The following is a 14,350-nucleotide window of genomic DNA, read 5'->3' as shown; positions in this document are numbered from 1 at the left end:
AGGGGATATGGGAGGATATGATGAAAGTTGTTGTAACAGGTGGAGGGACCGGCGGCCATATTTATCCGGCCCTTGCTCTTATTAAAGAAATAGAGCGTCTGGAACCAGGCAGCGAGTGTTTATATATCGGGACGGAGCAGGGACTTGAAAGTGATATTGTGCCACGTTCGGGTATTCGTTTTGAAACGATCACCATCAGCGGATTTCAGCGCAGCCTGACCTGGAAAAATGTAAGAACGGTATGGCGTTTCTGGCGGGGAACAAAAAAAGCGAAGGAGATGCTGACTTCCTTTGGTGCTGATATTGTTATCGGAACCGGTGGTTATGTGGCCGGTCCGGTTGTATTTGCCGCCTCGAAACTGGATATTCCGACTGTCATTCATGAGCAGAACAGCATTCCGGGCCTGACAAATAAGTTTTTAAGCAGATTTGTCGATAATGTCGCTGTGTCATTTAAGGATTCCGCTGCTTATTTTCCTGCCTCCAAAGTACGTTTTACAGGGAACCCGAGAGCCTCAGAAGTGTCGGGGACACGCACAGAAAACCCGCTTCCCGCCCTTGGTCTTGATCCAAACAAAAAAACGGTACTCATTGTAGGCGGGAGCCGGGGAGCTAAGCCGATAAATGATTCATTTCTGGAAGCTCTACCCGAAACAGCAGAAAAAGAATGGCAGTATCTATATGTTACGGGGACGGTTCATTATGATAAAGTGATAGAAGAAACGAAAAAAGCCGGTAATCCGGATAATGTTATCATTCAGCCTTTTATTCATCATATGCCTGAAGTGCTGGCGTTTACGGACCTGTTAATATCAAGAGCAGGCGCCACAACGCTTGCAGAAATTACAGCGCTCGGAGTCCCCTCGATTCTTATACCAAGCCCATATGTTACGAACAATCACCAGGAAAAAAACGCAGAATCGCTGAGCCGTGCCGGCGGAGCCGTTGTGTATAAGGAAAATGAATGGAACGGTCCGGCACTCCTTCATGAAACAGATGCTATCCTCTCTGATAAAAAAAGATGGGAAACGATGCATGAAGCAGCGAAAACACTGGCTGCGCCGGATGCTGCAGCCGACATCTTCCGCGTTATGCAGCATTTAATGCAGCCGGACGGCTGCGATAAGGAGGAACGATGAATGATGGAACAGGTTTTCCGCGAGTTGCAGGATGCTGACATTGGAAGAGTGGCTTGGAAGGAACCAATGTCCAAACATACGACCTGGAAAATCGGCGGACCGGCGGATGTGCTTATTGAACCAGAGGGAATAAAAGCACTGCAGCGGGCTATGGCCGTTATTACAACATGGAATGTACCGTGGCGGGCTGTGGGAAGAGGATCGAATCTTCTGGTGGATGACGCCGGTATTAAAGGGGTTGTCATTAAGCTCGGCCGGAACATGGAATATATGGAAGAAAAAGATATGCAGATCCGGGCAGGGGCCGGCTTCTCTTTTATTAAACTTGCTACGATTTTGAGTAAAAAAGGGTACTCCGGCCTTGAATTTGCCGGAGGCATTCCGGGAACCGTCGGCGGGGCTGTTTTTATGAACGCCGGAGCACATGGCTCGGATATGTCTGATATTGTAGTGAAAGCTCACGTTCTCTATCCGGATGGCAGCTTGGTGTGGCTTACCAACGAGGAGCTGCAATTTTCCTACCGCACTTCCATTCTTCAAAAAGAACGGGCAGTGGTCTGTGAAGCAGTTCTGGCTTTGACAGAAGGTAACAAAGACGAAGTGGTGGAAGAAATGAAAAAACATAAAGATTACCGCCGCAGCACCCAGCCATGGAATTATCCGTGTGCAGGCAGTGTATTTCGTAATCCCCTTCCCGATCATGCCGGAGCCCTGATTGAACAGGCAGGATTAAAAGGGTATCATCACGGAGGGGCCGGTATTTCAGAACAGCACGCGAACTTCATCGTTAATGTAGATCAGGCCAAAGCTTCGGATGTTTCAGCCATCATCAAACATGTTCAGGATACCATTTACGAACTATACGGGATTACCATGCAGACGGAAGTGGAGACAGTAGAACGAAACGCGAACCTATGACAGGAGGGTCTGCAGGTGGCGGACAAAAAGGTAATACCCGCAGAAGAAAAGATACCGGCATTAAAGGAAAAACGAAAAAAACGCACCAACCGCCGGCTTATCACATACCTCTCTGTGTTTTTTTTCCTTATTCTGCTCGTTGTTTATTTTCAGTCACCGCTCAGTCATATCCGCCATATTACGGTGGAAGGGAATGAGCATACCTCACAGGACAATATAATAGACCGTATCCATCTGCAGACAGGGGACGGAATGTGGACGGCGGATTTGTCCCAGGCTGAAGAGTCCGTACAAAGCCACCAGGAGATCGAGAACGTAACGGTGGACCGTTCCTTTCCCTCCACCGTTACCATCCAAGTTCAGGAATATCAGCGTATGGCTTACGTGGAAACCACCGGTTCGTTTGTTCCTGTTTTGAAAAACGGAGAGATTCTTTCGGAAAAAACGTACGAAGAACTGCCTTCTGATGCTCCGATTCTGCGGAATTTTGAAAACAGGGACAAGCTTGCAGCTTTTTCTAAAGAACTAAGTAATCTTGGAGAAGGGGTTATGAACCGTATTTCTGAAGTCATTTATTCCCCTGTTGAAGATGATCAAAATCGACTGAGACTTTATATGAATGATGGAATTGAAGTAGAGTCGACGATTCAGAACTTTGCTTCCCACATGGCGCAGTACCCTTCTGTAGCAAGGCAGGTCGATCCCGGGGCAGAAGGAATACTTCACATGAAAATGAGTCCCTATTTTGAAGCGGAACAGTCTGATGCGGCAGAAGGAGAGGAGGAGAGCGTTGAAGAAGAGTAATATCCGCTGGTTTACCGCTCTGCTTTTCATGATTGGGTTTCTTCTTGCTGTAACCTATCAAACAGCAGCGGACGGGGGACAGCAGGATCAAGACACGAATGATCGGGAAGAGGACCGATTAAGAGAAAGCGTACTTGAAGAGCAGGAGAAGAACAAAGAGCTGACAGAAGAATGGAGAAATCTTCAGCAGCAGGTAAGGGAGATGGAAGAAAGTCTGGCTGAAAGTGAAACATCTTCTTTTAATCTGGTGGAAGAATTGAAGAAAATGAGAATGCTCACCGGAGAAGTTTCGGTCAGGGGAGAAGGTATTGCTGTCACTCTAAATGATTATCAATACGTACCCGACGATGAAAATCCAAACCAGTTCTTAGTGCACGAACGCCACATCCAGCAGGTGATGGACGAGCTCTTTCTTGCCGGTGCAGAAGCTGTATCTGTCAACGGTTACCGGGTGACCGAAAATACATATATTCAATGTACAGGGCCGGTCATTACCATTGATGGTCATACGTCCTCCGCTCCTTTTGTCATACAGGCGATTGGAGAATCCGGACAACTCGAGGCGGCTTTGGAAATGAACGGAGGTGTAAAGGACCAGCTGGTTAATGAGAATGTGGAAGTAGGTATTCAAAAGAAAGATCTCGTAACGATGCCGGCCGTGGGAGAAAGGAGTGAATAGATTGCGGGTTGTGCTGAAAACAGCCGTCCTCCTGGTGACCGTCCTCTGCGGGTACGTCGCAGCATCCAAAACAGAACAGATCCCTTTCACGAACGCCTCCGACCGTAATGACGTGCTCAAACTTCAGGAAACGCTGGAAGAAGAGCAGGAGCGAAGGCAGGAACTTTATGAACGCATCAGAGAAAACGAAAGTCTACTGAAAGAGTATAATACCGAACAGAAAAACAGCAGGGAATATGCGATGCAGCAAGCTGTAGAAGATCTAAAGGCAGAAGCGGGAATGACAGAAGAAAGTGGAAACGGTGTAAAAATAACGATCTCGCCATCCGGAAATGCAGATACCGGCAAAGGGAGATCAGTCCGGCCGGTTCTTTTGCGGCGGATGGTAAATGAACTGAACCAGTTCGGGGCCGGGGCAGTGTCCATAGAAGGAAAACGTATACTGGAAACGACGGCTTTCCGGAGTATAGACGGGGTCACCCATATCGACGGCCGGAGACTTCCGGATATTCCCCTTGAAATAAAAGTAGTGGCGGAAAATACGGATCAGTTATACAACGAACTGCTCGTCTCTGAATCAAAAGAATATTTTTCTTTGGAAAATATGAAATTAAACGTTCAAAAGAAAGAAAATCTCACTGTTCCTTCCCATAATGAAGTGAGACGGGTTCAGCATATGGAAGTTATGGAGGAAGATGAATAATGTGGCTTCCGGTACTCGGGCTTTTAACAGGTATACTGATTGGACTTTTGACTGGAGTGGAAATCCCGCCGGCTTATCATGTTTACATTCTTCTTCTTCTGCTCGTTATGGTGGACGCCCTTTTCGGAGCATTAAAGGAAACCCTGAAACAAAGCTATTCCAACATTCTTTTTCTCACCGGTCTGTTTCTCAGCCTGCTGCTGGCATGGGGACTGGCTTTTCTGGGCCGCCAACTTGGTGTAGAATTATATTTGGCACCGCTGATAGCGCTTGGTATAAGAATCTTTCAAAATACCGCTGTTATCAGAAGGGAAATTCTCTCCCTTATTCGTTCAGATAAATGAATGTTGCAGGTCAATGCAGGAAAATCAGATCGGCAAAGCGAAGTGTAACAGCACTGAAAATAAAACGTAATTAATTTTTCTGTCATTTTCCACACGTACCGCCGGTTTACATGATATGATGGAATAGAGATCAACTGTCTTAAGAGAAGGCATATCAGATACAGCAGACATATGCAGTAGGAGGTGCCATGAGATGAACAACGAAGATACGTACGTCAGCCTGGATATCGGTACGTCCGGAGTGCGGGTCATTGTCGGAGAAATGTCCGGTGGATCCCTGAAAGTAATGGGGGTGGGCAACGCTCCGTCCACCGGACTGAAGAAAGGCGCGATTGTTGATATTGATGAAACCGTCCAATCCATCAAAAACGCGGTTCAGGAAGCGGAAAGGATGGTCGGTCTTGAAATTGAACAGGTGGTTGTCGGGGTAAACGGTAATCACATTCATATGCAGAACTGCAGCGGGGTTGTGGCTGTCTCAAGCCCTGATCGTGAAATCAATAATGAAGACATTGAACGGGTCATGGACGCAGCACAGGTTCTCTCCATCCCCCCTGAACGCGAAATCATTGATGTTATTCCCAATCAGTTTATCGTTGACGGTCTGGATGGAATCAACGACCCGCGCGGTATGCTGGGTGTCCGTCTGGAAATGGAAGGCACTATTATTACCGGAGCCAAAACGGCATTACATAATTTACTTCGGTGTGTGGAAAAAGCCGGGCTGACTGTGGCAGATATCTGTCTTCAGCCCCTGGCTGCCGGAACGGTTGCCGTATCCAAAGATGAAAAAGCCCTCGGTGTCGCGCTGATAGATATCGGCGGCGGGGCCGCAACGGTTTCTATTTTCCAGCACGGGAAAATGCAGGCAATGTCGGTTCTGAATATTGGCGGCGACCATATAACCAACGACATATCCGTCGGACTCCGGACCTCTTCGGAAGAAGCCGAACGGATAAAGCGCGAGAATGGACATGCCTTTATTGATGATGCCTCCGATGAAATAACGTTTGAAGTGGCTTCCATTGGCAGTGAGGAGCCCGAGGAATATTCACAATACGAGATTGCGCATGTTATTGAACCGAGAATGGAAGAAATATTAGAATTGGTAGATGATGAAATTCGCAAACTTGGTTATTCGGATCTACCCGGCGGCTGTGTGCTCACCGGCGGCACCATCATGATTCCCGGATCCCTTGAGCTGGCCCGGGATGTGCTGCGCCTGAGCGTCCGGACAGCTGTGCCGGACTATATCGGCGTGCGGGAGCCCGTTTATACTATCGGCATCGGTTTGATAGAGTTTGCCCATCAAAATGTGAAAATCCAGGGCCGGGAGCCTTCTGCCTCCGTCTCTTCCGGTAAAACGGAAGCGGCCCCTGCGCCTGAACGGGCCAAGCCGGAAAAAAGAGAAAAACAGGAAGATGATCCCGGCGTGAAGGATAAAATGAAAAATTTCTTTAAGGTATTTTTTGAATAGCGGATTCGTGCGGCAGCCCTCCACGTTTCAACCCGTAAAACGACGGGAAAGGACGTTCTGGAACAAGGTGCACGGTAATTTGAAAGATCTGACGAATGAGGAGGACCTTTAATGTTGGAATTTGAAATGGATATGGAATCACTCGCACAGATTAAGGTCATTGGTGTAGGAGGCGGCGGTTCCAACGCAGTAAACCGTATGATTGAAAACGGACTGCAGGGTGTTGAATTTATCGCCGTAAACACAGATGCACAGGCCCTTCAGCTGTCCCATGCTGAAACGAAACTGCAGCTTGGCGGAAAGCTGACAAGAGGACTTGGTGCTGGAGCCAATCCTGAAATCGGCAAGAAGGCTGCCGAGGAAAGCAAAGAACAGATTGAAGAAGCTCTGACCGGTGCAGATATGGTCTTCATCACTGCCGGTATGGGAGGCGGAACCGGTACAGGTGCCGCACCTGTCATTGCCGAAGTAGCAGGTGAAGTAGGAGCACTGACAGTTGGAGTTGTGACACGCCCGTTTATGTTTGAAGGAAAGAAAAGATCGACCCAGGCCTCAGACGGCATTTCCGAACTGAAAGAAAACGTGGATACGCTGATCGTTATTCCAAACGACCGGCTTCTTGAAATCGTAGACAAAAATACGCCGATGCTTGAAGCTTTCCGCGAAGCAGACAACGTGCTCCGCCAGGGTGTACAGGGAATTTCCGATCTTATTGCAGTTCCCGGGCTCATTAACCTGGACTTTGCCGACGTGAAGACTATTATGAGCGAAAAAGGATCCGCTTTGATGGGCATTGGTATTGCTACAGGGGAAAACCGTGCTGCAGAAGCTGCAAAAAAATCCATATCAAGCCCTCTCCTTGAAACGTCTGTTACCGGCGCACAGGGTGTCCTGATGAACATCACCGGGGGTACGAATCTCAGTCTGTTTGAAGTACACGAGGCAGCGGAAATTGTATCGGAAGCTTCGGATTACGATGTGAACATGATTTTTGGGTCTGTCATTAATGAAAACCTGAACGATGAGATTGTCGTTACCGTTATTGCGACCGGTTTTGAAGATAATAATGACCAGAAGCAGCAGACAGAACGTAAACCAGCAGGTCAGCAGCGCAAAGAAGTGTCCCAGTCTTCTTCCCGCCCTGCACCGGAAAAAGAAAAACCTGCAGAAGAACCACAGGAACAGCGGCAGGAATCCTCCGAAGATGAGGACACACTCGACATTCCAACATTTCTGCGGAACCGCCGCAGAAGAAAATAAATACTGCCCAACAAGCTCCCTCGGCTCCTATGCCGAGGGAGCTTGTTTTGTGCAGACGGAAAAAGACGGCAGCTTGACAAAATTAGTGAAAAGAAGAAGAAATGCCTGCCATAAAATGACACACTTTGTACGAGAACCGATTTATAATAAGCAGTACTTCTCCTGTTCATGAAACGAAGGGAGGGGAGAGCTGTATATTATGTTGACCTTTTATGGGGAATGAATGTCTGCATTCACCTGCTGCTCTTTTGGGGTACCGCAAAGTGGACAAGAAAGCAGGTGTCCGCCAAAAGAGTGTGGATAGTATCGGCGGCAGGATCCTGCAGCGTTTTTACAGTTCTGACTCCATTTGAAGACTGGCTGCTGCAGCCCGGCAGCGCGTTATTTCTTTCTGTGGTGCTCGTACCGGCAGCGCTTGGCTTTTATTCGGTTACGTTATTTCTTCAGCAGCTGTTTGTGTTTTATATGCTCGGTTTTTTAACTGCTGGTATCATAACCGGCCTTCATATGATGGTGTATTTTCAAGTTGGACAAGGTTCGGCTTGGATGCCGGGAGCATCTCTTTCTTATGGATTTATTTTAACTGCGGTTCTTCTTGCAGCCGTAACCATTCATATGCTGCAGACTCTCGGAAAAAACCGGGAAACGAAAATCGAAAAAACCACTAAGGTCATTTTAGAAATTGACGGACAGCGGTGGGAAGCTTCCGCCTTGGTGGACACCGGCAACCAGTTAAAAGATCCGCTTTCCGGCACGCCTGTCATGATAGTGGAACTGCAGCTGTTTGCCTCCATTCTGACGGAAGAAGAGTACAACACATGGAAAAAGGTAATGGAAAATGGAGCAGTGGGGAAATTGGAAGACTTCAGCATATGGAAAAAGCGGTGGAAATTAATCCCTTACCGTTCAGCGGGCCAGGAAATGAAATGGATGTTTGCCCTGCGTCCGGACGGAGTGTATCTGAAAGAGAAACAGCATGAATCGGTCCCGCTTCTGGTGGGTGTCGATCCTTATCCCCTTTCAGGAACGAATGATTTTCAAATGATTATTCCGGCGGAAGCGCTCCCGGAATCCAACGCTTCCCGGAGTGCTTAATCTTGAGACAGGAGGTATTTGCTTGAAGAAAGGAACAATCACTGTATTTTGGATGAAAATACTAAGAAAAGTTGGATGGAAGCCGGATGACCTTTATTATATTGGTGGAAGTGAAGCCCTGCCCCCTCCCTTATCCAAAGAAGAAGAAGCTCATTATATCAGCAGACTTCCTGAAAACGATGAAGCAGCCAGGTCCGTACTGATTGAGAGAAACCTCCGTCTTGTCGTCTATATTGCCAGGAAATTTGAGAATACGGGAATTAATATAGAAGATCTCATCAGCATCGGAACGATAGGGTTGATAAAGGCAGTGAACACCTTTAATCCGGAAAAAAAGATTAAGCTTGCCACCTACGCTTCCCGCTGCATTGAAAACGAAATATTAATGCATCTGCGGAGGACGAATAAGCTCCGTTCTGAAATATCGTTTGATGAACCGCTGAATATTGACTGGGATGGAAATGAACTGCTCCTGTCGGACATTCTGGGAACGGATGAAAACATTATTACAAAAGGCATAGAAGAAAAAGTAGACCGGCGGCTCCTGAAAAAGTCTCTTGAAATACTGAACCCCCGGGAAAAACAAATTATGGAGATGCGCTTTGGGCTGGCTGGAAACCAGGAGCAGACGCAAAAAGATGTAGCGGATCTGCTCGGCATTTCCCAGTCCTATATATCGCGTCTGGAAAAGCGGATTATTAAACGTCTCCGCAAAGAATTCAATAAAATGGTGTGAAGCCTGAAAAACAGGTTCAAAAGCCTTTGCGCCGCTTCCTGCAAGGAAGATGGATAAAGGGATGGTCTCTTATCCAACTGCATATTTTTCCCTCGTCAGGACATACTGAACATGAACAGACAAGATGAGTAAATGAAGCCGTCTGCGGTTCATTTCGACATCCAGACCTGGGGGGGAAAACGTTGGCACGCAGTAAAGTTGAAATATGTGGTGTAGATACATCCAAGCTTCCCGTTTTAAAAAACAAGGAAATGCGCGAGTTGTTCAGTCAAATGCAGCATGGTGATGAAATGGCACGGGAAGAGTTGGTGAATGGAAATCTTCGTCTCGTATTAAGTGTCATTCAGCGTTTCAATAACCGCGGAGAACATATGGATGACCTTTTTCAGGTCGGCTGTATCGGTTTAATGAAATCGATCGACAATTTTGATCTCAGCCAGAATGTACGTTTTTCGACATACGCGGTACCAATGATTATCGGTGAAGTACGCCGTTACCTCCGCGATAATAATCCAATACGCGTTTCAAGATCGCTGCGGGATACGGCGTATAAAGCACTTCAGATGCGGGACAGGCTCATGGAGGAAGAAAATCGTGAAAAGGAACCGACCGTTCAGGAAATGGCAGAAAAACTGGAAATGCCAAAGGAAGATGTCGTATTTGCCCTTGATGCCATTCAGGATCCTGTATCGCTGTTTGAGCCGATTTACAACGACGGCGGAGATCCGATTTATGTGATGGATCAGCTCAGTGATGACAAGGAGCAGGATCATAAGTGGACCGATCATCTGGCCCTTCAGGAAGCAATGGTTCAATTGAACGGCCGGGAGAAAATGATTTTGGATATGCGTTTTTTTCAGGGAAAGACTCAAATGGAAGTGGCTGATGAAATCGGGATATCGCAGGCACAGGTTTCACGTTTGGAAAAAGGAGCCATATCCCAAATGACCCGTTTTTCAAGCATGTGATGACATGAATCATAAGGGGTTCTGCCTTCGTCAAAAAAGACGAAGGCTTTTTTTGCCGGAATGAATATGAAGACCGCACTCTCTGCATATAATGAATTACATTCTCTCCTGCCGCGCGCTGCATGAAACCATGGAGGACGGACAAAGGTACGAACCTGAACGTAAAGGGGATAATTCGATGCGGATATCGGAACTGCAGGCAAAGGATATTGTTAATATGCATACCGGGAAGCGTCTCGGCCACGTAGGAGACGTGGATATCAATGTGGAGACGGGACATATTGAAGCAGTGATTGTAGGAGGATCTGCTAAAATGATGGCCCTGTTTCATAAAGAAGACGAGTTTATGGTACCGTGGACACATATAGTAAAAATTGGTTCGGATGTGATTCTTGTCAATCTATATGAGCCGGACCCCGACTAAACCGCTGAAAAACTGGAAAAGAAAGCTTTTCTATTGCAAACACGGGAAATATGTTAAAATGGATACAACGAAAACGACATCCTTCAAAAAAGGAAGAGATTGGATGGAACAGGAACCGTTTTACCGCTTTGACAACCGCCACTGGCGGGTGAAAGCAGAAATTCTGCCATATGAAGTTACAGCCGGCATATCGTCCCGCTCAGGAGGGGTGAGCGAACGTCCGTATGACTCTCTCAACACAGCTTTTCATGTTGGAGATGATTCCCGCGCTGTCCGTGAAAACAGGCGTCTCACAGCAGAATCTGCTGGATTTCCGCTGGAAAACTGGGTGGCTGCCGAGCAGGTTCATCAGGCAGATATATTAAAAGTGGACAATAAGCACTGCGGCATGGGAGCATTGGACCGCAAGAGCAATGCGGGGAATTATGACGGGCTCTATACGCGCGAAAACGGCATTCTTCTGGTCAGTTTATACGCGGACTGTGTTCCGCTCTTTTTCTCGGCTCCGGGACATGCCTGTATCGGCTCCGCGCACGCAGGATGGAGAGGAACGAGCATGAATATAGCCGGAAAGTTTGTCTCCACCTGGCACACGGAGGAAGGTATTCCTCCAGAGGACGTTTATGCTGTCATCGGCCCGGCTGTGTCGGAAACGGTATATGAAGTGGACGATGGTGTCATTGACGCAATGAAAAACGTGCTCCCGGAAGATGAACGTGCTCCATGGAAAGCTTCCCCTTCCGGAAAATGGTTCCTTTCTGTAAAAGAGATGAACCGTCTGCTCCTGGAACAGGCGGGAGTGCCGCCGGAACAGATTTATATGAGCTCGCACTGTACATACCTTGAGGAAGAGAACTTTTTTTCCCACCGGAGGGATGGCAGTGCTTCCGGCCGGATGGCGGCTTTTATCGGGATGAACGGAACAGGAAGGTAAAAAGGAGATGCTGCTAGTGAATGTGAAGGAAAATCTCTCCCGGATTGAACAGGAGATACAGGCTGCCTGCAACCGCTCGGGAAGAGACCGCTCGGATGTACATATCATTGCTGTAACGAAATACGTTACGACGGACAGAGCACTTGAAGCTGTGGATGCAGGCATCCGTCATATCGGAGAAAATCGTCTGCAGGGAGCTCTTGAAAAGTGGGAAACATGCCGCGGACAGGCTTTTCTCCATTTTATTGGATCCCTGCAGAGCAAAAAAGTAAAAGATATCGTAGATAAATATGACTACTTTCATTCTCTGGACAGACTCGGTCTTGCACGCGAATTCCAGAAACGAAGTCCGGACAACCACGTCGTTCCCTGTATGGTACAGGTGAATGTTTCCGGGGAAGACAGCAAAGCCGGAGTTGCTCCGCAGGACCTGGAAGGTTTTATCGCTGATCTGAAAGAATACCCTGCCGTCCAGGTGGTAGGTTTGATGACAATGGCGCCGTTTGAAGAAGATCCGGAACAGACACGCCCTGTTTTCCGGAAACTCAGGGAACTGCGTGATGACATACAAAAGCAGCAGCACCCCCACGCCCCCTGTCATCATCTATCGATGGGAATGTCGAACGATTTTGCGGTGGCAGTCGAAGAAGGAGCAACTTTTGTGCGTATTGGTACAGATCTGGTCGGGAGCCGGCACGGATAGATCCGGAGGACCATCAAGGAGGAAAACCGATGAGCTTCAAGTCCAAATTTAAACGCTTTTTTGAACTCGAAGACGACGTCGTCGAAGAAGAAGTGGAGCGTCCGCCCGAAAAGGAACGGACAGATTCCGCAAAAGAGGAAAAAGGCGGGAATGTGGTGAGTCTGCAGAGCGTACAGCAGTCTTCCAAAGTGATTCTGATGGAACCGCGCGAATACGACGAAGCCCAGGAAATTGCCGATCACGTGAAAAACCGGAAATCGGTGATTATTAATCTGCAGCGTGTCGATTCCCAGCAGGCCAGAAGAATCGTTGATTTTCTGAGCGGTACTGTTTATGCTGTGGGAGGGGAGATTCAAAAAATCGGTCCCAGTAACTTTTTGTGTACGCCGGATAATGTGGATGTTTCCGGTGATATTTCTGAAATATTATATCCTCAGGATTAATAATAAATAAAGGAGAATGCCCTGCATGCAACTCATAGGAAATCTGCTTATAAGAGGGATGGAGATATATTCGTATATCATCATTATTTACATCCTGATGTCCTGGTTCCCGAATGCCCGGGAATCGTCTTTCGGCCGGATACTAGGCGCGATGGTTGAACCTTACCTGGAACCGTTCCGCCGGATTATACCGCCGCTTGGTATGATAGATATTTCGCCGATTGTTGCCATTGTAGCCCTGCATTTCGCAAGATTCGGTGTAATGGCGTTGTTTTTTTAGATGATGCCGGTACTTGAACATTTCCGCAAAGAAGAGCACCCTTTTGTCGAGCAGGCACTGGAATGGAAAAACACGGTCGAAACGATGTATCAACGCAGGCTGACCGGATTCCTGAATCCAAGAGAACAGGATATTCTGGCTTCCATCGTCGGGCGGGATGAGGTCGTCTATCTATCTTTTTGGGGAGGACAGGAGCACTGTGAACGGAAAAGGGCGCTCCTTTACCCGTTTTATGAAGAGATCACCGAGGACGATTTTGATATTCAGCTGTTTCAGATTACCTACCCGCAAAAGTTCGTCACCCTTACCCATCCTGATGTTCTGGGGTCGTTGACGGGTCTGGGTCTCAAACGGGAGAAATACGGGGACATTGTGAAAGGTGACGGAATTTTTCATTTTACGGCCGCGGCTGATATTTCCCTGTATATCGAGATGAACCTCGAACAGGTTGGAAAAGCTTCCGTACGGACTGAGATTCTCCCCCTTTCAGAGATGCTTCCGCTTGAAGATCACTGGGAGGAAGTACATACGACGGTTTCTTCGCTGCGCCTGGATGTTATGGTTGCAGGCATGTATCAGCTTTCACGCAGCAAGGCCCTGCCTTTTATAGAAAAGGGGAGAGTGAAAGTCAACTGGAGAACCGAAGATAAACCTTCTTTTACTCTGGAACCCGGGGATTATGTATCGGTGCGGGGCAAAGGCAGAAGAAAATTTATCGGCTCGGCGGGAGAAACAAAAAAACAGCGGGTCCGGATTACGTACGGAACAAAAACAGATAACAAAAACACATAAAGCAGGAAAAAGACAGAAGATGTCGAACGTTATAACACAGGAAGACATAATTATCAGAAGGATAGCAGGAGGTGCGGTAATTTGCCATTAACACCACTCGATATTCATAATAAAGAATTCACAAGAGGATTCCGGGGTTATGATGAAGATGAAGTAAATGAATTTCTCGATCAGGTCATTAAAGATTATGAAAGTGTCATGCAGGAAAAAAATGAGCTGTTTACGAAAGTAAATGAACTGGAAGAAAGATTGGAGCATTTCTCCAACATTGAAGAAACGTTGAACAAATCCATCCTGGTTGCGCAGGAGTCTGCTGAAGAAGTGAAGCGTAATGCCCAGAAAGAATCTCAGCTCATCATTAAGGAAGCCGAGAAAAATGCCGACCGCATCATAAATGATGCCCTGAATAAGTCGAGAAAGATTGAACTTGAAATTGAAGAGCTGAAGAAACAGGCATCCGTGTACCGCACGCGGTTCAAAATGCTCATCGAGGCCCAGCTTGAGATGCTGCATAATGAAGACTGGGATGAGGTGGTGGACACCGAAAACGAAGAAAACGTTCAGGAAAGTGTACACACCGGGGAATCCCGGCAGGTTGACTAAAAGATCTCATCTGTTCTATACTTTTACAATAAAAGAATAGTCATCTGA

18 protein-coding genes are annotated in these 14,350 nt (G+C 47.3%); all 18 read left to right on the top strand.

Annotated features, from left to right (window positions below):
* Positions 1-20: 20 nt before the first annotated feature.
* The 18 genes from murG to ACFSUB_RS05305 all read left to right on the top strand — a co-directional run bounded on the left by murG (position 21) and on the right by ACFSUB_RS05305 (position 14,302).
* On the top strand, positions 21-1,139 hold the full coding sequence (gene murG, locus ACFSUB_RS05390) for an undecaprenyldiphospho-muramoylpentapeptide beta-N-acetylglucosaminyltransferase (RefSeq protein ID WP_380713186.1): 1,119 nt from the start codon (positions 21-23) through the stop codon (positions 1,137-1,139).
* Positions 1,140-1,142: 3 nt separating this feature from the next.
* Positions 1,143-2,057, top strand: a complete 915-nt coding sequence (gene murB, locus ACFSUB_RS05385; protein WP_380713185.1) for a UDP-N-acetylmuramate dehydrogenase — start codon at positions 1,143-1,145, stop codon at positions 2,055-2,057.
* A 15-nt stretch (positions 2,058-2,072) separates the two neighbouring features.
* Positions 2,073-2,861 (top strand): cell division protein FtsQ/DivIB, encoded by a 789-nt coding sequence (locus ACFSUB_RS05380; RefSeq protein WP_380712159.1) that lies wholly within the window; start codon positions 2,073-2,075, stop codon positions 2,859-2,861.
* Positions 2,848-3,540 (top strand): DUF881 domain-containing protein, encoded by a 693-nt coding sequence (locus tag ACFSUB_RS05375; protein ID WP_380712157.1) that lies wholly within the window; start codon positions 2,848-2,850, stop codon positions 3,538-3,540. The genes ACFSUB_RS05380 and ACFSUB_RS05375 overlap by 14 nt, the downstream gene beginning before the upstream one ends.
* Positions 3,541-3,550: 10 nt before the next feature.
* Positions 3,551-4,243, top strand: coding sequence for a DUF881 domain-containing protein (locus ACFSUB_RS05370; protein WP_380713184.1), 693 nt, complete (start codon positions 3,551-3,553; stop codon positions 4,241-4,243).
* A complete protein-coding gene (locus tag ACFSUB_RS05365) occupies positions 4,243-4,587 on the top strand; it encodes a DUF1290 domain-containing protein (RefSeq protein WP_380712155.1) in 345 nt (114 codons plus the stop codon). The genes ACFSUB_RS05370 and ACFSUB_RS05365 overlap by 1 nt, the downstream gene beginning before the upstream one ends.
* A 193-nt stretch (positions 4,588-4,780) precedes the next feature.
* Positions 4,781-6,064, top strand: a complete 1,284-nt coding sequence (ftsA, locus tag ACFSUB_RS05360; protein WP_380712154.1) for a cell division protein FtsA — start codon at positions 4,781-4,783, stop codon at positions 6,062-6,064.
* Between the two features lie 111 nt (positions 6,065-6,175).
* The gene (gene ftsZ, locus ACFSUB_RS05355) at positions 6,176-7,324 is read left to right on the top strand and encodes a cell division protein FtsZ (RefSeq protein WP_380712153.1); all 1,149 of its coding nucleotides are present in this window, start codon (positions 6,176-6,178) and stop codon (positions 7,322-7,324) included.
* A 168-nt stretch (positions 7,325-7,492) separates the two neighbouring features.
* On the top strand, positions 7,493-8,419 hold the full coding sequence (locus tag ACFSUB_RS05350; protein ID WP_380712151.1) for a sigma-E processing peptidase SpoIIGA: 927 nt from the start codon (positions 7,493-7,495) through the stop codon (positions 8,417-8,419).
* A gap of 22 nt (positions 8,420-8,441) precedes the next feature.
* Positions 8,442-9,155: an RNA polymerase sporulation sigma factor SigE gene (gene sigE / locus ACFSUB_RS05345; protein WP_380712150.1), complete on the top strand. Its 714-nt coding sequence runs from the start codon at positions 8,442-8,444 to the stop codon at positions 9,153-9,155.
* A gap of 182 nt (positions 9,156-9,337) precedes the next feature.
* Positions 9,338-10,123, top strand: a complete 786-nt coding sequence (sigG, locus tag ACFSUB_RS05340; RefSeq protein WP_380712149.1) for an RNA polymerase sporulation sigma factor SigG — start codon at positions 9,338-9,340, stop codon at positions 10,121-10,123.
* A 178-nt stretch (positions 10,124-10,301) separates the two neighbouring features.
* Complete coding sequence (locus tag ACFSUB_RS05335; RefSeq protein WP_090925541.1) at positions 10,302-10,547, top strand: YlmC/YmxH family sporulation protein; 246 nt, start codon at positions 10,302-10,304, stop codon at positions 10,545-10,547.
* 58 nt (positions 10,548-10,605) lie between these two features.
* The gene (gene pgeF, locus ACFSUB_RS05330; RefSeq protein ID WP_380712148.1) at positions 10,606-11,481 is read left to right on the top strand and encodes a peptidoglycan editing factor PgeF; all 876 of its coding nucleotides are present in this window, start codon (positions 10,606-10,608) and stop codon (positions 11,479-11,481) included.
* A 7-nt stretch (positions 11,482-11,488) separates the two neighbouring features.
* Positions 11,489-12,184 carry a YggS family pyridoxal phosphate-dependent enzyme gene (locus ACFSUB_RS05325; protein ID WP_380712147.1) on the top strand — a complete coding sequence of 232 codons (696 nt, stop codon included), beginning with the start codon at positions 11,489-11,491 and terminating at the stop codon, positions 12,182-12,184.
* A 29-nt stretch (positions 12,185-12,213) separates the two neighbouring features.
* Positions 12,214-12,627: a cell division protein SepF gene (locus ACFSUB_RS05320; protein ID WP_380712146.1), complete on the top strand. Its 414-nt coding sequence runs from the start codon at positions 12,214-12,216 to the stop codon at positions 12,625-12,627.
* A 25-nt stretch (positions 12,628-12,652) separates the two neighbouring features.
* Entirely contained in the window at positions 12,653-12,907 is a 255-nt protein-coding gene (locus ACFSUB_RS05315) for a YggT family protein (RefSeq protein WP_380712145.1), read from the top strand.
* Complete coding sequence (locus ACFSUB_RS05310) at positions 12,908-13,699, top strand: YlmH family RNA-binding protein (RefSeq protein WP_380712144.1); 792 nt, start codon at positions 12,908-12,910, stop codon at positions 13,697-13,699.
* Positions 13,700-13,780: 81 nt separating this feature from the next.
* Positions 13,781-14,302, top strand: coding sequence for a DivIVA domain-containing protein (locus ACFSUB_RS05305; protein ID WP_380712143.1), 522 nt, complete (start codon positions 13,781-13,783; stop codon positions 14,300-14,302).
* Positions 14,303-14,350: the final 48 nt, after the last annotated feature.

Origin of the sequence: Salibacterium lacus (assembly GCF_042684865.1) — a bacterium.
Lineage (GTDB): Bacteria > Bacillota > Bacilli > Bacillales > Marinococcaceae > Salibacterium > Salibacterium lacus.
The sequence above is the reverse complement of the archived record's forward strand: the minus strand, read 5'-3'. Positions and strand labels throughout refer to the sequence as shown.